Origin of the sequence: Iodobacter fluviatilis (assembly GCF_004194535.1) — a bacterium.
Classification (GTDB): domain Bacteria; phylum Pseudomonadota; class Gammaproteobacteria; order Burkholderiales; family Chitinibacteraceae; genus Iodobacter; species Iodobacter fluviatilis_A.
Genome location: NZ_CP025781.1, coordinates 4286093 through 4302865, shown reverse-complemented (window position 1 = coordinate 4302865; position 16773 = coordinate 4286093). Strand labels below are relative to the sequence as shown.

Annotated in this window: 18 protein-coding genes; 3 read left to right on the top strand and 15 right to left on the bottom strand. The window is 45.5% G+C overall.

The genetic code is table 11. The features are described 5' to 3' along the window. Positions 1-24: 24 nt before the first annotated feature. Positions 25-420 (bottom strand): hypothetical protein, encoded by a 396-nt coding sequence (locus C1H71_RS19120; RefSeq protein ID WP_130107988.1) that lies wholly within the window; start codon positions 418-420, stop codon positions 25-27. Positions 421-585: 165 nt separating this feature from the next. Here C1H71_RS19120 and C1H71_RS19115 point away from each other — a divergent pair, with 165 nt between their 5' ends. Next, the gene (locus C1H71_RS19115) at positions 586-1746 is read left to right on the top strand and encodes an iron-containing alcohol dehydrogenase (protein WP_130107987.1); all 1161 of its coding nucleotides are present in this window, start codon (positions 586-588) and stop codon (positions 1744-1746) included. Positions 1747-1771: 25 nt separating this feature from the next. Here the strand turns inward: C1H71_RS19115 and C1H71_RS19110 are convergent, their stop codons facing one another. The 6 genes from C1H71_RS19110 to flgA all read right to left on the bottom strand — a co-directional run bounded on the left by C1H71_RS19110 (position 1772) and on the right by flgA (position 6487). Next, entirely contained in the window at positions 1772-2287 is a 516-nt protein-coding gene (locus tag C1H71_RS19110) for a GNAT family N-acetyltransferase (RefSeq protein WP_130107986.1), read from the bottom strand. A gap of 92 nt (positions 2288-2379) precedes the next feature. Next, the gene (locus C1H71_RS19105) at positions 2380-2751 is read right to left on the bottom strand and encodes a nuclear transport factor 2 family protein (RefSeq protein ID WP_130107985.1); all 372 of its coding nucleotides are present in this window, start codon (positions 2749-2751) and stop codon (positions 2380-2382) included. A 366-nt stretch (positions 2752-3117) separates the two neighbouring features. Next, positions 3118-4050: a hypothetical protein gene (locus C1H71_RS19100; RefSeq protein ID WP_130107984.1), complete on the bottom strand. Its 933-nt coding sequence runs from the start codon at positions 4048-4050 to the stop codon at positions 3118-3120. A 48-nt stretch (positions 4051-4098) separates the two neighbouring features. Further along, on the bottom strand, positions 4099-4383 hold the full coding sequence (locus C1H71_RS19095; protein ID WP_130107983.1) for a hypothetical protein: 285 nt from the start codon (positions 4381-4383) through the stop codon (positions 4099-4101). A gap of 106 nt (positions 4384-4489) precedes the next feature. Beyond that, complete coding sequence (locus C1H71_RS19090; RefSeq protein ID WP_262488335.1) at positions 4490-5716, bottom strand: DUF1615 domain-containing protein; 1227 nt, start codon at positions 5714-5716, stop codon at positions 4490-4492. Between the two features lie 93 nt (positions 5717-5809). Continuing rightward, on the bottom strand, positions 5810-6487 hold the full coding sequence (gene flgA / locus C1H71_RS19085) for a flagellar basal body P-ring formation chaperone FlgA (protein WP_188053435.1): 678 nt from the start codon (positions 6485-6487) through the stop codon (positions 5810-5812). Here flgA and C1H71_RS19080 point away from each other — a divergent pair. After that, complete coding sequence (locus tag C1H71_RS19080) at positions 6486-6791, top strand: hypothetical protein (RefSeq protein ID WP_188053433.1); 306 nt, start codon at positions 6486-6488, stop codon at positions 6789-6791. The genes flgA and C1H71_RS19080 overlap by 2 nt on opposite strands. Next, positions 6791-8029, top strand: coding sequence for a DNA recombination protein RmuC (locus tag C1H71_RS19075; RefSeq protein ID WP_188053431.1), 1239 nt, complete (start codon positions 6791-6793; stop codon positions 8027-8029). The genes C1H71_RS19080 and C1H71_RS19075 overlap by 1 nt, the downstream gene beginning before the upstream one ends. Positions 8030-8197: 168 nt before the next feature. Here C1H71_RS19075 and C1H71_RS19070 read toward each other — a convergent pair whose 3' ends face one another. The 8 genes from C1H71_RS19070 to C1H71_RS21680 all read right to left on the bottom strand — a co-directional run bounded on the left by C1H71_RS19070 (position 8198) and on the right by C1H71_RS21680 (position 16694). Beyond that, on the bottom strand, positions 8198-8980 hold the full coding sequence (locus tag C1H71_RS19070; RefSeq protein ID WP_130107979.1) for a MipA/OmpV family protein: 783 nt from the start codon (positions 8978-8980) through the stop codon (positions 8198-8200). A gap of 209 nt (positions 8981-9189) precedes the next feature. Further along, complete coding sequence (locus C1H71_RS19065) at positions 9190-10419, bottom strand: EAL domain-containing response regulator (protein ID WP_130107978.1); 1230 nt, start codon at positions 10417-10419, stop codon at positions 9190-9192. 5 nt (positions 10420-10424) lie between these two features. Further along, entirely contained in the window at positions 10425-11552 is a 1128-nt protein-coding gene (locus tag C1H71_RS19060) for a protein-glutamate methylesterase/protein-glutamine glutaminase (protein ID WP_130107977.1), read from the bottom strand. Positions 11553-11845: 293 nt separating this feature from the next. Further along, positions 11846-12304 (bottom strand): chemotaxis protein CheD, encoded by a 459-nt coding sequence (locus C1H71_RS19055; RefSeq protein WP_130107976.1) that lies wholly within the window; start codon positions 12302-12304, stop codon positions 11846-11848. A gap of 12 nt (positions 12305-12316) precedes the next feature. Continuing rightward, positions 12317-12880 carry a chemotaxis protein CheW gene (locus C1H71_RS19050; protein WP_130107975.1) on the bottom strand — a complete coding sequence of 188 codons (564 nt, stop codon included), beginning with the start codon at positions 12878-12880 and terminating at the stop codon, positions 12317-12319. Between the two features lie 12 nt (positions 12881-12892). Continuing rightward, positions 12893-14494, bottom strand: a complete 1602-nt coding sequence (locus tag C1H71_RS19045; protein ID WP_188053429.1) for a methyl-accepting chemotaxis protein — start codon at positions 14492-14494, stop codon at positions 12893-12895. 17 nt (positions 14495-14511) lie between these two features. Then, positions 14512-16443: a chemotaxis protein CheA gene (locus C1H71_RS19040; protein WP_262488334.1), complete on the bottom strand. Its 1932-nt coding sequence runs from the start codon at positions 16441-16443 to the stop codon at positions 14512-14514. Then, positions 16440-16694 carry an Hpt domain-containing protein gene (locus tag C1H71_RS21680; RefSeq protein ID WP_262488333.1) on the bottom strand — a complete coding sequence of 85 codons (255 nt, stop codon included), beginning with the start codon at positions 16692-16694 and terminating at the stop codon, positions 16440-16442. Before C1H71_RS21680 ends, C1H71_RS19040 begins: the two co-directional genes overlap by 4 nt. Positions 16695-16773 lie beyond the last annotated feature (79 nt).

Sequence of the window (16773 nt, the reverse complement as noted above, 5' to 3'; positions counted from 1 at the left end):
CGAATAGCTTTATAACGGTAAGGCTTAGCTTTTTTTAATTAACTGGCCCGTAAAGCGGTCTCGGTTTGCCCAATAAGTACATTTTGGGCAGGCTTCACCTACTGGGTAATCTGTACCTTCTTCATGCGGGCAGCCCAGAATACGCTCTGGGGAAATCACAGACATAGCGCTGTGATGAGCGATAAAAGCGATCACTTCAGCCATCGCCTTAGCATTCTTGCGAATATCGCCTTCATCAGCAAACCACTTTTGCAGCGCGGCCACTTCGCCTTCTTCTTCTAAAATAATGCCGACGGCTACTTTATTAGCCAATTGATCATTGGGCCCATAATAGGTGACGGTTGCGATTGGATAACCATTAAAGCCACGCTTGGCTTTTTTCTTGAGTTTGTCTTGATACCAAGTTGCTTTGAGTGACATATTGAAAAGGCCTTGAGGCTATTTGCTAAGTAGCGAAGTTTACGCACCTTAATAACGCTTGGAAATATTTGATCTGGCGCATATGCATTGCTTGCGGTACTCCTACTGCGCCATCCTTTTCAATGTAAATTAGCGTAAGCTTACATATTGGTAGAGGAGAACCCCATGCAAAACTTTAGCTTTTACGCGCCGACACGTATCCACTTTGGGCAGGGTCAGCTTGCACAACTTGCCCATGAAATCCCTCCAAGTGCCCGGGTGTTGCTGGTGTATGGCGGCGGTAGTATTAAAGTAAATGGCACTTACCCAGCGCTATTGGCGGCTTTAGCTGGGCGTGAAGTATTTGAGTTTGCGGGGATAGAAGCCAACCCAGAATACGAAACGTTGTTGAATGCGGTGTCGCTCGCTAAATCCGCACAAGTAGATTGGGTTTTAGCCGTGGGCGGCGGTTCGGTGGTGGATGGGGCCAAGTTTATTGCGGCGGCAACGCGGCTGGATGTTGGGATTGATCCTTGGCTGATTGTTGGCAATCGCACACCACTGCATGATGCCTTGCCGATCGGCGTGGTATTGACCTTTCCCGCTACAGGCGCAGAGAGTAATTTTGCTTCGGTTATTTCACGCCGTGCTACGCAAGATAAAATGTCATTTAAAAATGCACTGGTTTTCCCGCGCTTTGCAGTGCTCGATCCACAATTAACGTGTAGCCTGCCACCGCGTCAAGTAGGTAATGGCGTAGTGGATGCGTTTATCCATACTACTGAACAATATCTCACCTTTCCCGCTGAGGCACGTTTGCAAGATCGTTACGCCGAAGGCCTGCTGTCTACCTTAATTGAAGTGGGGCCACGTACGTTGGCAGACTCAAAGGATCTGGATGCTCGTGCTAATTTTATGTGGTGTGCTAATCAAGCGCTGTTTGGTTTGGTGGGCGCTGGCCAGCCCCAGGATTGGGTAAGCCATGCAATTGGCCACGAGCTAACAACCCTTTACAAGCTAGATCATGCACAAACGTTGGCGGTGATCTTGCCAAGTTTATTGCGTTATTGCTTTGACGATAAGTTGCTGAAGCTGGCGCAATATGGTCGGCGTGTTTGGGGCTTGGTGGGCAGTGATGTAGACGTTGCGCATGCCGCCATTGATGCCACGGTTGATTTTTTTGAGCGCATGGGGCTGCCAACGCATTTAGCCAGCTACGGGCTAAATGCTGATGAAGTGGCGCAGGCGATAAGCGAGCTTCTGCCTAAGCATAAGGCCTTCCCTTTGGGCGAGCGCGCTAAGCTGACGTTAGAAGATTGCGTGGCAATTGTAAAAATGGCAGGGTAATCATAGGTGGGCAGTGGTGTCCACTCTATAGTTTGAGCGCATAGCAAATTTCATGCAGGGGGTGGCCAGTGAGTCTGCTGTCGGTTTTTTGCTGCCCGTTGACACAAAAACCACATTGCTCATAAAGCTGGCGTGCGCTGAGGTTATCTGAAATACACCAAAGTAAAATCTGCTGGTGAGAAAAACGCCGAGCGTTAGCAATAGCATCCATCACCAGCCGCTTACCCACGCCTTTGCGCCAAGCGTGCGGGGCAATATTCAGCGCCCAAAGCTCCGCAGTATTTGCCGTGCATTCAAAACGCGGTGTGCCTAATAAATAAAATCCAACGACTTGTTGTGCTTTTTCAGCGATGGACAAATAAAAGTGCGGTGAAAGCTGCTCCAGCTTTAGCTTAAGCGCTTCTATATTTGTACTAGGGTCTAGTGCAGCCAAATAATCATAAGGCATAAATTTGGCGTAAGCTGCCTGCCATGCAGCCACACGAACTTGGCCAATTGCTGCTGCGTCGGTAGGCAAGGCTGGCCGGATGGTGAATGGCATAATGTTTACCTATCAGGTTGAGTATTGAATTGGTGTGTGCTGGGCGAATATTTGTGCTCACGTCTATATCTGGCAGTATAAAACCCAAGGCATTAACTAATATCAGTTAGTCTAAATATTTTATTATCTTTACATTCAAACTCAGATTGTCCTTGTAATGAAAGCTTTTCCCCGGCTTTTATCCCATTAGCTAAATTAATGGCTAAAACGGCTTGATGATGAATATCTACCAGAGTTAATTCTGCGGATTGACTAGTGCTTTTCATTGTTTGTGAGCGTGATATAAACATGCCCGCAGCTTGACGCACGATATACTGAAAAGCAGCAATACCAATGGCTCCGGCGGTGATTTGACCATTGGATATATTTTTAAAAACAATCTCAGGATGAGAGAGGGTAACTATTTGCTCAATATCAAATCTATTATAAGCAGTAATATATTTTTGAATAAAAGCAATACTCATAAAAACGCCTGCTAAGAGATAAAGGGACATTCGTCTTTTATGTATCAGTCAGCGTTAAACTGGTGGAGTGTGTCTTTGTTAGGATATGTATCCTGATTGCAGTGCAATATACCAGTCAGCCCTGCCTCTAGCTAGTGCTAGTTTTGCCATAGCTTTATGCTTATATGGCACGCTGATTAGTGGGGCGTACCCGTGGTTTTTTGCAATTTTACGATGGCATAGCGGGCGTCAGGGCTACCGCTTTCTACTTTATTTGATTCTGTTCTCCTAGGGTCTGTTGACGTTTTATTCACGGCTGCGTTTGGCCCAGTTTTGGGGCTGAACAAGGAGAAAATTGCGACATGGTACGAGTACCATGAGCGATTTCTAACTTTCGTTCCGCCCCAAAAATGGGCTAAACCCGAAGGGCGGAGCCGGGAAATGGCCATTCACTGCGTTATGCTCCTCGACTGCAGCCAGCTCTTTTAGCTCTGCATCACACCAGGGCTGCTCGTCTACGGGCAGCTGCTTAAAAAATGCACGGGCAGCCTGATGATTCTCAGTGAAAGCCTCGCCATTGCCTAACTTACTTTGTGTAATAGCCAAGATGGCATAGGCAAAAAACAACTCGAAAGCGGGAGCCTTGTTTTGCAGGCAAAGACTAAGGCAGCTTTGGGCACTGCTCAAGGCGGCATTAATCTGCTCTGCTTGTAATAAGCTGCGGCAGAGCCGGTAATAGGCGCGCTCAACTTCTAGCCATGTTCCGGCTAGTTGCCAATATTTCAGTGTGCTTTGCGCGGCCAAAATCATCGCATTGGTTTCTGCCGCAGTGCGCCGCTTAATTTCTTCCAGCGTACAGGCCAGTGCGTTGCCAGCGATAGCGAGGGCGCGGTGCACAGGAGTAGGTAGCGGCTCTTCAATCGCTAGCGCCTGAATGAATTGCTCAATTGCGCGATCAATAGCGCCTTGTGCGGCGAAAATACTGCTGGTGTTGGCAAAAACATGGGCTTGCTCAGCGGCACTTAGTGTTGCTAATACCGCACTCTGGCCGGATGCATAGCTCAAAATGGCGCAATTAAGGCGAGTAGCATCAGCAGCAACGGCGTCTGTCGCTGGCAAACTATTCAGTAAATCAATGCCCTGTTGCCATTGAGCTAAATGTTCGCCGTACACATGGCAAATCAACCTTGCCAGTGCCAAGGTCTGCGTGCTGGATTGAGGCTCAGGCATGGCTATAGCGAGCCTTGCGGCAACATCCTGAGGATGATCACCATGATCTGCCCATGCGGTCTGGATGAAAGTATCAAAGCTTACGGTCATTTTTATCTCGGAAAAGTCTAGCAGACTGTCGGACTTAAGACTGATCTACTACGGAACAGCCGGATTTGGCCATATTTCACGCATTTTCTCGTTGAATAGCCAGCTATTCGCCTCAAAAACCCGCGAAATCTGTCTCAAACCGGTCTTTCCCTCGCTACGATCGCTTAGGTCCGACAGGCTGCTAGGACTTGTGCTAGGTGGCAGGGATTGCATGGCATCGATAGCGGCCGTGGCTTGAGGTAAATGCCCTTCTACCAATAAACGGTAAGTGGGCGCGCTTTCTAGCAAGGCTTGCAAAGCGGCGGTATCGGTGATATTGGCCTTGGTAGGCAATATGCTTTAAATAGTCGGTTAGATTAAAATTACTATGCTTGCATAGAGGCTTATCTCATTCGTTTTGGCATTAGGGCACGGTATGCCGCGCCCTTACCTTAACAAGTTAAAAAGCGGCGGGGGCGCGGCTAAGGCAGGTTTGGTAGCGGCCATCGACGCGTTTGGCAAACCATTCGGTAGTGAGTTTGCGCGTGATTTTAGGGCTTTTTAAGTCAATTTGTGGCAGTGCTTCACGCGGCATATTGCCTGCTAGGGTAAATAAACGTTGATAAAGTGGCGTTTGGCCAAATCCGCTGAGCTTTTCTAGCCGTAAATCACGGCGGATTTCTTCATGACTTAAATTTAAGCGCTTACCCATAGATTGCAGCGCTTTTTCTGTGCCGCTACTTTGGCGGCTTGGGTTGCCGTTTTCATAGCGCAGTAAATCGCCATCTAAATCCATACTGTCATTAGTCAGCTTATTCAGTGCCGCTTGAAAAGCCGCATTACGGCTGGCATAGCGGCCTGCATTGAAATCGGCAAAGCGATAAATCATCTTACTGTAAGGGGCTGGGTATTGCAGTAAAATGGCCGTGCCAAAATAAACCCCTCCTTTACGGCTGAAGACTTCGCTTCTTACACTTCCACGTCGGGCATATGGATAAGGCCAAGCACGTACGTGCCCTTCAGCAAATTCTACGCTGACTTGCATCGGGCCACCGGTGCGGATGGGGTTGCTCATATTAAAGGGCAGGCTCAATCGTTTGGCATCGCTCGCTAAGTCTTCAAACACCGCGTTCATTTGTGCTTCTGTTTGAAGCTTATCGATGCGCTCTTTATAGCTTTTGCCATTAGGCGAGCTTTTTAATAACGCCGTTTGTACCGCAATCAGCGGGATATGATATTTACCCGCTTTTTCTTCGACCTGCTTCCAAACAATTTTGCCTAAGCCTGGCACGGGGGGATCACCTTGCCAGCTTGATTCCTGCTCAATCACCGCCATTACAGCGCAAAAATACTCTGGGGTGTAGGGGATTTTGAGTGCAGTAAAGCCATCTAGCAGGTCGTTTCTCCAGCCATTACGCTCGCTGATCTTGGCCGGCAGCAGCTTATTGAGTAGCGCTTGTGCTTCTAATTGGCTGATAGATTTAAGCGCAGGTGGTGGCGCTACAACGACTACGGGGGGGGGCGTAATAACAGGTGGGCTAGGAATAGGGCTTGGCGTGGGGCTAATCACGGCAACCGGTGCACTTGCTGGGTTAGCGCTAGGAAGTGGTGGGGCAATGATGGGGGCGCTGGCGCAGGCAGCAAGCAAGGAGCAAAGAAGGATAGGGCTCAGTTTACTAGGCAGCACGGGAAGGGCCAATTCAAGCAAAAAGGCGAGCTTAGGATAAAAACGGCCAGCTTGCCACCTTTGTTTGCATCAAGCCCGCTTAGGCCTTAATGGCTAATTGCTTACATCTACGTTGCCCGTAGCAGTGGCAATGCCTTGCACCATTTGCCGACTATTGTTGATTCTAACCCGCACAGATTGGCCTTCGGCGGCATTATTCATGGCGATGCCTTCATTGGCCACTTCGATGCCGTTATCACGATAGATAATACGTACCTTTTGATTTTGCTGAATCACCATCGATGCCCTAAGCATTTCTTGGCGTAAGGGTTTGCCAGCGGCGACTGCCGTATTCAGCGTGCGGCCAATGGCTTGAACGGGGTCTAAAATCACCGAGCCAGGTAGGGCGCCCAGATCACCCTGTTGGGCAATCACATCGCCACTGCCCACTTCTTGATTAGCAGAGAGCGGCCTTGCGGCTACATAGTAAGTTACCAGTAGCGATACTTTCACCGGTAGATTAATCCCCCAGCTAGCGCCGTCAACGCATTGAATGCGTAGCATGGTGTTGCCCAGCAAACGATAGCCACTCGGTAAGCTCACATCGTATTGTTTACATGGGGCGAGCTGCAGTCGGTTATCGATTTTGCTGAGTTTATAGCTGGGAACGCCCGTGCTGTTGGCAAGGGATATATCCAGCCATTGTTGGGCGGCATGCTGAATGGTGGCGATGTCCGTTGCTTGGACAGCGCTGCTAAATAGCGTAAATAAAGTAAATAACAGAGGTCTCATGCAAGTGATTATAGGCTTACTGTCGTACATCGCCTACAATCCTGCGGTTGCTGCAAAGGAAATCACTATGTTGGATCTATTGTTTGGAATTACCACCTTGGTGGTTTTATTGGCTGGTGCTTTGGTGGTTGCTCGCTTGCAGCAGCTTGCTCAGTCACAAAGAGATGTTTTAGATACGCTGACGCAAGACATGGAAGCGAAGCATAGAGAAATGCTATCGGACTTGCATGAAGGCCTAGTTCGGCAGACAGAAAACACACACTCCGCATTAACCCAGCAGGGGCTCAGCTTTCTGATGCGGTGATGCGCTCTGGTGAACGGCTGCGAGATACCATGACCGAAGCATTTGAACGGGTGCGCGGTGGAGTAGGCCAGGAATTAAAAGAAACGCGCGAATCTTTAACTCGATTACAAGCCGCGCAAACGGAATCTTTATCCACCATGCGGCTGTCATTAACTACAACGCTTTCTGAAACGCGTGAGTTAGTGGTGAAGCAATTGGGCGATATTTCTAGCCAGCTTACAGGAAAGCAAGATGCGCTGCGGGAAGAAATTCTACTGAAGCTATCGCAAATGCTGGCCGAGCAATCAGTACGTGAAATGGAGCAATTGCAAAATGCGCTCGCACTAACCACCACACAACTAACCGCTACAGTTGGTGAACTCACTAAAATGGCGGATGCCAAATTGGGTGAAATTTCTGGCAAAGTGACGGAGCGCTTGGAAGAAGGCTTCAAAAAAACCAATGAAACTTTTGCGAATGTCATGGCACGCTTGGCCACCATTGATGAGGCACAAAAGAAAATTGATGGCCTCACCACCAATGTGGTGAGCTTACAAGAGTTACTAGGGGATAAGCGCAGCCGTGGTGCATTTGGTGAAGTGCAGCTTGAACATTTAATTAGAAATGTGCTGCCTAATCAGGTGTATGAGTTTCAATCTACTTTATCTAATGGCACGCGTGCTGATTGTATTTTGCGCTTGCCTGAGCCAACGGGGACCGTGGCGGTGGATGCTAAGTTTCCATTAGAAAACTACCATCGAATGTTTGATACCAGCGTAGATAAAATAGTCGCTTCGAAGGCGTTTAGAGGCGATATTAAAAAGCATATCGACGATATTTCTAGTAAATATATTATCCCCAATGAAACGGCTGATGGCGCGGTCATGTTTATTCCCGCTGAAGGGGTATTTGCGGAAATTCATGCTTATCACCCCGAGTTGGTGCAGCATGCAATGGCGAAACGGGTATGGATTGTATCGCCAACTACCTTAATGGCCGTGCTGAATACCGCAAGAGCCGTGATTAAAGACGTAGAAACCCGCAAGCAAGTACATATTATCAAAGAAGCACTTGGCAAACTGGGGCAAGAATTCACCCGCTTTGATGACAGAATGAAAAAGCTGGCCACGCATATACGCCAAGTACACGACGACGTACAGCAGGTCAGCATTACCAGCGATAAAATATCCCGTCGTTTTATTGAAATCGAGCAGGTTAAGCTAGAAGGCGTTGAGCCTGAGGTTGCTTTGATTGACTGATGTTTTACCCGCCCCTGCCAAAGTTGTAGAAGACAACAATGGGGAGGCTCAAAACAAAGCGCCCAGTTGAGGGGAAGTGTTTATCTTTATTTCCCCCGCTGGCCGCTTTGTTTCTTATGTCTATTTTTGCTTAATAATGGGCATGGCATGCCCGTAAAAAAAGTGAATTTACCAGTGGTAGCCTAGGCCAAACAGACTGTAGAGTTCACCTCGGTGTTGCACAATAGGGCTATGGCGAACGCTTTGATCATATTGCTCGTAGCTGATGGCCGCCATAGCAATCCAATTTTTATTGATGCGATAACTACTGATCAAGGAAGCCATAGGCGATACGGTATGGCCGGTATCGTAGGCTGGCCGACTGCTGGTGGCTTCGCTGTTATTTACACCACCAAAATAGTAATTGGCCAGCTTACTGCTGCGAATCATCATGCCTAAGCCCGGCATAAACAAAAATCGCTCCCGTACTATGGGGAAGTCGGCCCAGAGCAGGATTTCTTGCCCTTGGCTGGTGCCCGTGATATCGCTAGCAATACGGGCGGTGAAGAGTGCATAGGGAGTAATCCAATTGGCACCTATGCCCGCTTCTAATTCCCATTTGCGCTTTTGCAAGCCTTTAAATTCAGGCGTAGTTTCTGCATCTAAATTACCCAGACGCACCCGACCAAAGCCATATAGGGCAAAATTACCTTCTTTGTAGAGGTAATACCTAGCCCTATCCCCTAAATACATAAAATCTTCGCCTAAATACACCATGCCAGGGATGAGGTATTGCGGGCGATCTTGTGCGGAGTATCGTGCTTGGCCAAGGATGCCAATGCCGCCGAGCAAAAGGCCTCTCGGAATGGGGCTACTATCACTGGGGGTGGCAATTAAGTTGAGTGAGCCAAGTTCAATCTCAGCCTTGGCTTGGGTTGCAGAAAAAACAAAAAAAAAGACTAAGATGCTCATGCAAAATGAGTGGGGCACACGAATAATCATTTTTATTAGTCATTTTTTAAAAAAATGTAGTCTAGCAAAATGGCCGTCTTGATTGGAGGGAAAGCGGCGGGAAAAGTGCGCCCACTTTGTTTTTTGGTCTAAATACCGCAATGAGCCTATTTTATGGAGCCGTGCCCCATTAGGCTGCAGCTGCGCTATGGCGGTGAATGCTTCTGTGTTTATTCTGTCGGTGAATTTCCTGTGGGTGTACATAGCTCTCGCAAACGTTGGTTATTCGCTTTTAGCCAAGGAAGTAATTCATCACCAGGCATGGGTTTTGCCGTTAAATACCCCTGCACCACATCACAGCCTAATTGTTGTAGCACGATGAGATCATCGAGATCTTCAACGCCTTCGGCAATGCTTTTTAGGTTGAGTTTTTTTGAAATTTCGATGGCACTTGCCAAAATAGCGTGCAAGTGTGGCTTGAGATGCGCACCATCGACAAAAGATCGATCAATTTTTAGCTCTGTAAAGGGAATGCGGGACAATTGCTGCATGGATGAAAACCCCGTGCCGTAATCGTCGATAGATAGACCAAAACCTTTTAATCTAAGCCTTGCCAGCGTACCTAGCGCATCACCTACATCGCCCATTACGGCAGTTTCTGTTATTTCTAAAATAATATAAGCAGGGTCAATATTGAACTCGGCTACTTTCTGAGCAATTTGCTCAGCAAAGTTGGAGTCCGATAAAGACAGCATGGATAAATTAACCGCAACGGTGATTTTAAGCCCACGCTCATGCCAATGACGGCACTGCTGTAACGCTAGATCTAGGATTTCCATAGTGAGTTCATTAATCAAACCATGCTCTTCGGCAATGGCAATAAATTGCGATGGCATGACTAAACCTTTTTCAGGGTGTTGCCAGCGCATTAGCGTTTCTACCCCCTTAATTACCCCTGTATTAACTGAAATTTTGGGTTGAAAATAGGCAATAAATTGATGCTCAATCAGTGCCTTAGTAATTTCGGATGCCGCCATCACTAGCTCAGGCCGAATTTGTAGCTGATCTTTGGTGATGGGTTTAAAGTGGGATAGTGCTTTATCTAACTGTGGCTTTGTTAATGGTTTTTTAATCGCCCCTAGTACAGGTAGGCCGTATGCTTGCAGCATGGTTTCTACTGAGGCAATCAAAGCGTCTTCTTTGGCGCTAGACACAATCACAGAAACGGGGATGGATTGATGAGCCAGCTCCTGAATGAGCTGAATACCATCCATACCAGGCATTTCTAGATCAATCAGCATAATGTCGGGTAAGTCCATTGTTTGAAGCAAGAGCAGTGCCTCCCCGCCATCAGATGCTTCGCCAATGACGGTTAGACCAATGTCTTCACAAATGGCTACGGCGTGCATTCTTTGTACAAGGCTGTCTTCAACAATAAATACATTGAGAGATTGGGACATGTTTTTCACCTGTTAGACAATTTGCTGATTACTTCAGGGATGCGTTCAAGGGCAATGATTTCATCAGTGGCTTCTAGCTTTATCGCTTCTTTGGGCATACCAAAAACTACACAACTGGCTTCATCTTGAGCATAAGTACGTGCGCCGGTCTCATGTAATTCTTTTAAGCCTTTGGCACCATCATCCCCCATCCCCGTTAAAATAAACCCCACGGCATTTCGCCCTGCAGCGTTGGCTACAGATCTAAAGAGTACGTCCACTGAGGGGCGATGGCGGCTTACTAGGGGGCCATCGATCACGTCAACGTGATATTGCGTGCCATTGCGCTTAACCAGCATATGCTTGCCGCCAGGAGCAATAAGCGCAAGACCAGGCAAGATTCTGTCGTTGCTTTTTGCTTCTCTGACTTCAATTTGAGATAGGCTGTTGAGCCTTGCGGCAAACGTAGCAGTAAATTTTTCAGGCATATGTTGCACAATCACAATGCCAGGTGATGTTTTGGGTAGCTCTGGCAAAATGCTTTCTAAGGCTTGTGTTCCGGCTGTGGAGGTGCCAATAGCAATGATTTTTTGAGTGGTTTGGATAGAAGTATTGTTGCCTGCGGCTTGTAATATGGCGTCTGCAGATAATTTGGGTGAGCTCATCCGCTCTTGCATCACGCTGCCTGCTGGGGAACTTTGGCTGCTTGGTGAAGCAGGTGAAAGTGCACGAGGTGATGAGCGAGGGCGTTGCATGCGTGCCATCGATGCGGCCCGAATAGCATGCAGTAAGTCTGAAGCGCTATCTTGAATGAAATCACGAATGCCTAATGAAGGTTTAGTGATAATTGCCAGCGCGCCAGCAGAAAGCGCCTGCATCGTGATCTCAGCCCCTTTTTCGGTGAGGGAGGAGCAAATGACCACTGGAGTAGGGCGCTCAATCATAATTTGTTTTAAAAATGTGAGTCCATCCATCCTTGGCATTTCGATATCCAGCACGATGACATCTGGCCATTCTTTTTGCATCTTTTCACGGGCAAAAATAGGGTCAGGTGCAGACCCAATCACCACGATATCGCTGGCCTTAGATAAAGTGTCGAGCATTACCTGCCGCACAACGGCAGAATCATCGACAATCATTACTTTAATGGCCATGATTTAGTCCCATCTAAACAAGCATAATCTTAGTTATAGGGCGTTTATATCCATTGTGCATTTTGAGTGCATAAATTTACTGTTTTTTAGCGGTGCAGCACCCGCAAGACTAAGGGCTTTTAACGCCGTACAGCCTCAAATATGCAGCCAACCGGAAGGGCCAGTCCGGAAACGGCCTTTCACTGCGTTATGCTCCTCAGAAATAACGTGTTATTACCTTCGTTGCATGTCTTGTGTCTGGCCGTTTCTCGGCTCAACGCAATTGCGAATGAAACGTCAACAGACCCTAAGCATTATGGTGGATTTAAGCGATGCACTCGCACTTGTCCCGTGCTTAAATCAAGCTCTATTCTGCGTGATTGAGACCCACCAGTGTCTTCAAAATCAACCGTGAGCTCTGCGTTAGCTAGGAGCTTTTTTGCGGCGTGGATATTGCGTGCACCAATCGATACCGTAGGCTGTAACTTTAAAATTTGGCTGCCCCCGTATATTTGGTAGCGATATTCATTAGGCAGGCTGGCATATTCATTCATATGCTGGCAAAGCAGATAAAATGCATCACAGCCATAACGCCCGCTTAGCTCGGTTCTTTTGCTGGAATTTGGCAGCTGAAAATGGCACATCCCGCCGTGTTTTTTGTATGGGTGCCAAGCGGTAATCGCCAAGCAAGAGCCTAAAATAGTGTACAAGCAGTCAGGGGCTTGAGCGAAGCGCACATCTCCAGGTAGTAAAAAAATGCGTTTGGAATGCATGCATGTCTCACACTATTCAGCGTTTTGTGGGGCGCTTAAGGTAGGGTGGTTAAAGTTGATTTTATCGGTCACCATTGTGGTCATTTCTCCGAGTGAAAGCACATGGTTTACATCCAGTATAATGACAAATTTGTCATTTATGTTGCCAATTCCAGCAATAAATTCGCTACGTATTTTGGCACCAAACTCAGGGGCGGGCTCAATTTGATGCGCGGGGATTTCTAATACCTCATTAACTGCATCAACTAATACACCCATTTCATGATATTCATCAGCGAAAAACACCTCCAAAATAACTACGCAGGAGCGCCGGCCCAGATGGCTGGCGTCTTTACCAAAACGGATAGCTAAATCAATAACAGGAATAACTGCGCCACGCATATTAATTACACCATGCATAAACTGCGGCATAAGCGGCACTTCGGTTACCCCTGGGTATTCAATAATCTCTTTAATACTGTGAATAACCACAGCAAATAATTCTTGGTTTAAGGTAAAGGTGAGATATTGTTTTTCCTCAACAATAGGCGTACTGGATTTTAGCTCGCCATTTTTTCTTAATTGATTTAAATTCATTGGCGTAATCCTTTAATACGACACAAATGGATTTTCGTGCTGGGTGGTAGATATAGATGTATGCAAAGTAGGAATACTAGGCGGTGTTTTTTGCATGATTTTGTCTGTTTTAAAGAAACTGATCATTTCTTGTAATCGGGAAGCGTGAATTGAAAGTTCTTCAGAAGTAGCGTTCAGTTGCTCCGCTGCTGCTGCATTGCCCTGCGTCGTTTGGGATAATTGGCCAACTGCGGAATTAATTTGATCGATCCCATTGGCTTGTTCTTGCGATGCGGCAGAGATTTCTTGAACTAAATCCGCTGTTTTTCTAATTAAAGGAACGATTTCTTCTAGTCTATTGCCTGCATGAGTGGCTTGATTAACACTATTGCTGGCAAATTCACTAATTTCTTGAGCGGCAATTTGGCTGCGCTCGGCAAGTTTACGAACTTCTGCTGCCACCACAGCAAAGCCTTTTCCATGCTCCCCTGCGCGGGCGGCCTCAATGGCGGCATTGAGGGCCAGCAAATTAGTTTGGTAGGCAATATCATCAATAATACGGATGCGATTCGCAATTTGCTGCATCGCCTTAGCCGTCTCTTTTACGGCCAGGCCTCCTTCAATTGCATTACTAGACGCACTACTTGCAATACCTTCCGTAACTTTTGCGTTCTCACTATTTTGGGCAATAATTGAGTTTATTTGCTCTAATGCAGAGCTGGTTTGCTCTATGCTGGCGGCTTGTTCTGAGGCGTTTTGAGCTAAATTTTGGGAAGAGGCGTTAACCTGCTCAGATGCGCTAGCAAGGGCATCTGAAGTGCCATGCACTTCGCTCATGATCGTGCTTAAAGTTTTGCACATAGAGTGTAAGGCAAATAAAACGCTAGATTGATCACCTGCGATTAAGTTACTGGTGTTTCTTAAATCACCTTCCGCTACTTGCTTGGCAATTCGCACGGCTTCGCTGGGTTCCCCACCAATTTGTGCAGTTATTCTTCTGGTGATAAATAACGCAATAAAAATAGCAATTAAAAAACTACCGCTCATTACGGCGATCATAAATAGGTTTATCTTACTTGCTAATGCCTGCGAATCATCATACAAGGTTTTACTGCGGGCCTCGTTGCTATCTAGAAGCTCAGAAAGAGCATCGTCAACTTCTTGAAACAATGGACGAACTTCTTCTAAAACCACTCTACGGGCTTCCGCGTCGTTATTTGTATTGGCAAAATCGATAGCTTTTTTCTGTGCAGCTTTAAAATTTCTCCACTGCATTGGGATTTTGTTCAAAATACTTTCAGTAGCAGGGCTTTGCGGAGTGGCTTGATATTGTTTTATAAGTTTAAACATTTTTTTTTCATGATCATCCATAATGGCCAATGTTTTATCTCTTAGCTCTTTATCATGAGCAATTAAGTAAAAATTTAATTTTCTAGCTACATAAATAGCATTGGTGTTTGCGTTGGCAATGTGCTTCATTGGCTCTAGTTGATTAACATACATTTCCGAAATTAAATAATTCATCGTATTTATTTTTACTAGGCCGATGATTCCAGTTAAAAGCGATAAACTGGCGATAGCCATAAAAGATATAATTAACTTTTGGCCTAACTTTAATTTGCCAATCCAAAACATTGGATTCTCCATGTGCTTTATTTGTTGTTAATAAGGGATAAAGACGTTTTAGTATTTAATTGACGAGTTTGGCTGGTTTGTTCTACATGTGATTTTCTGTGTGCAAACTGCACTAATTGGGCAATATCTAAAATTAAAGCAACTTGGCCTGTTCCTAATATGGTCGACCCGCTGATGCCCTTTACGTCTCTAAATAACAAACCTAATGGTTTGATAACGGCTTGAAATTCGCCAATTAACTTGTCTACTACTAAGCCCGCACGATTTTGCCCATATTGCACAATCACAATACTTTCTCGAGTGGCCGTATTGTTAGGTAAATCAAATAATTCACGTAGGCGAATATAAGGTAGTACTTTGCCACGTAAATTTACAAAATTGTGCTGCTCGCTCTCTGGCATCAGATCCGCGCACTCTAAAACTAAATCCAGCGGAATGATAAACGTAGAATTTGCCACTTGCACTTGAAAGCCATCAATAATTGCCATGGTGAGTGGTAAACGAATTCTAAAAATACTGCCGGTGCCTTCTTCGGATAAAACCTCTACTTCACCACGTAATTGTTCAATATTGCGTTTTACAACATCCATACCTACCCCTCGACCAGAAAGGTGGGTTACTTTTTCTGCTGTCGAAAAACCAGGCTCAAAGATCAGCTGATATATTTCATACTCATTTAACATTGCATCTTTGCTGATTAAATTTTTTGCTATGGCTTTTTTTAATATTTTTTCTTTATTTAGTCCATAACCATCATCACTTATTTCGATGACCACGCTACCTGATTCATGGAAAGCACTGAGCGTTAATTCGCCTTGAGCAGGCTTGCCTTTGGCGATACGTATATCTGGCAACTCAATGCCATGATCAATGGCATTTCGGACAATATGCATTAATGGGTCATTTAGTTTTTCTATCATGCTTTTATCAAGCTCAGTTTCTGTGCCGACTAATTTAAGCTCAATTAGTTTTTCTAAGTCTTTAGATGCATCTCTAATTACTCTTGGGAAACGATCGAAAACTTCTTTAATTTGTACCATTCTTAAATTAAGCGCGCCATCTCTAATCTTTTCCACCAAATCAGAAAGATTGGAGCAGGCCTCTAACATGCTAGGGTCTTTGTTTTTCTTTGAAATTAAATTGGCTGCCGCACCAGCAATCACCAATTCCCCCACTAAATTAATAAGTAAATCAAGTTTTCCTGCTTCAACTTTTATAAATTTTAATTCTTGTTTGTTTTTATCTGCACTTTGTTTTTGCTTGATTAGTGCGGCCTCCACAATAGGCGCAGCGACTATATTCTCTTCAATGAAAATGTTACCTAAAGGACGATCTGGCGTGTGTTTTTGGATGTGTAAAATTTCTTCTAATTCTAAAGGTGTGATGGATTTTCCCTTGATAAGAATCTCACCAAGCAATTCTGGCGGTTCGGGTAGAGAATGGATTAAATCAATGTAATCTTGTATCTGTGAATGAGGTGCAATAATACGTATGGTGCTATCTTTTCTAATAAAATCAAAAGTATTTTCAATGGTTTGCTTGTCTGCACTTGATTCTAAATCAATTTCAAATCCAAGATAGCAGTGCTCGGCATTTATTTCTGGCAGTGGAGGCACTTTGTCAGTGATCGAGTGGATATAACTAATTCTACCTAATGTGGCTAGGTAGGTGATAAAAGCAAGAGGATCTAGGCCATCTAGTAAAATATGCTTAGCAAACCGTAATGAGATATGCCAGTGTGCATCGTCTCTACTGGTTTGCTGATCTTTTTCTATTGGATTTTTTACTTCTAGGATTTGTAAACTGCTAGATTTATTAAGATAATGCGCGAGATGGGTTAAGAGTGTCTTACGCTTTTTTGAATCTGGGTCAATATGTTCTTTTTTGTTTTCTACTGCATTAATTAATAAGCTGAGATAGTCTTTGCATTCTAGTAATAATGTAATCATAGGGCATCGATATTGACTTCTTCATTTCTCACCAAATCCAGCAGACTTTCCATGCTGTGGGTGAAATCAACAATCAAATCTAAAGCAAATAGCCCTGCGGATCCTTTAATGGTATGGGCTGCCCTAAATAGAGACGCAACTTCATCTTGGCTTACACTTCCCGCTTCGATAATCAGCAACGCTGATTCCATCGACATCAGTAAATCTCGTGCCTCTTCGATGAGCGCACCTCTAGCGGAGTCTAGGTCCATTTTTTACTCCTTATAGAGCCTAGCAGCCTGCCGGACTTAAGACTGATCTACTACGGAAAAGCCGTATTTGGCCATACTT

What these genes read in the sequence shown, in the direction of transcription:
- C1H71_RS19120 (WP_130107988.1), bottom strand. Translation starts at nt 420, where the DNA reads ATGTCACTCAAAGCAACTTGGTATCAAGACAAACTCAAGAAAAAAGCC.
- C1H71_RS19115 (WP_130107987.1), top strand. Translation starts at nt 586, where the DNA reads ATGCAAAACTTTAGCTTTTACGCGCCGACACGTATCCACTTTGGGCAG.
- C1H71_RS19110 (WP_130107986.1), bottom strand. Translation starts at nt 2,287, where the DNA reads ATGCCATTCACCATCCGGCCAGCCTTGCCTACCGACGCAGCAGCAATT.
- C1H71_RS19105 (WP_130107985.1), bottom strand. Translation starts at nt 2,751, where the DNA reads ATGAGTATTGCTTTTATTCAAAAATATATTACTGCTTATAATAGATTT.
- C1H71_RS19100 (WP_130107984.1), bottom strand. Translation starts at nt 4,050, where the DNA reads ATGACCGTAAGCTTTGATACTTTCATCCAGACCGCATGGGCAGATCAT.
- C1H71_RS19080 (WP_188053433.1), top strand. Translation starts at nt 6,486, where the DNA reads ATGCAAGTGATTATAGGCTTACTGTCGTACATCGCCTACAATCCTGCG.
- flgA (WP_188053435.1), bottom strand. Translation starts at nt 6,487, where the DNA reads ATGAGACCTCTGTTATTTACTTTATTTACGCTATTTAGCAGCGCTGTC.
- C1H71_RS19075 (WP_188053431.1), top strand. Translation starts at nt 6,791, where the DNA reads ATGCGCTCTGGTGAACGGCTGCGAGATACCATGACCGAAGCATTTGAA.
- C1H71_RS19070 (WP_130107979.1), bottom strand. Translation starts at nt 8,980, where the DNA reads ATGAGCATCTTAGTCTTTTTTTTTGTTTTTTCTGCAACCCAAGCCAAG.
- C1H71_RS19065 (WP_130107978.1), bottom strand. Translation starts at nt 10,419, where the DNA reads ATGTCCCAATCTCTCAATGTATTTATTGTTGAAGACAGCCTTGTACAA.
- C1H71_RS19060 (WP_130107977.1), bottom strand. Translation starts at nt 11,552, where the DNA reads ATGGCCATTAAAGTAATGATTGTCGATGATTCTGCCGTTGTGCGGCAG.
- C1H71_RS19055 (WP_130107976.1), bottom strand. Translation starts at nt 12,304, where the DNA reads ATGCATTCCAAACGCATTTTTTTACTACCTGGAGATGTGCGCTTCGCT.
- C1H71_RS19050 (WP_130107975.1), bottom strand. Translation starts at nt 12,880, where the DNA reads ATGAATTTAAATCAATTAAGAAAAAATGGCGAGCTAAAATCCAGTACG.
- C1H71_RS19045 (WP_188053429.1), bottom strand. Translation starts at nt 14,494, where the DNA reads ATGTTTTGGATTGGCAAATTAAAGTTAGGCCAAAAGTTAATTATATCT.
- C1H71_RS19040 (WP_262488334.1), bottom strand. Translation starts at nt 16,443, where the DNA reads ATGATTACATTATTACTAGAATGCAAAGACTATCTCAGCTTATTAATT.
- C1H71_RS21680 (WP_262488333.1), bottom strand. Translation starts at nt 16,694, where the DNA reads ATGGACCTAGACTCCGCTAGAGGTGCGCTCATCGAAGAGGCACGAGAT.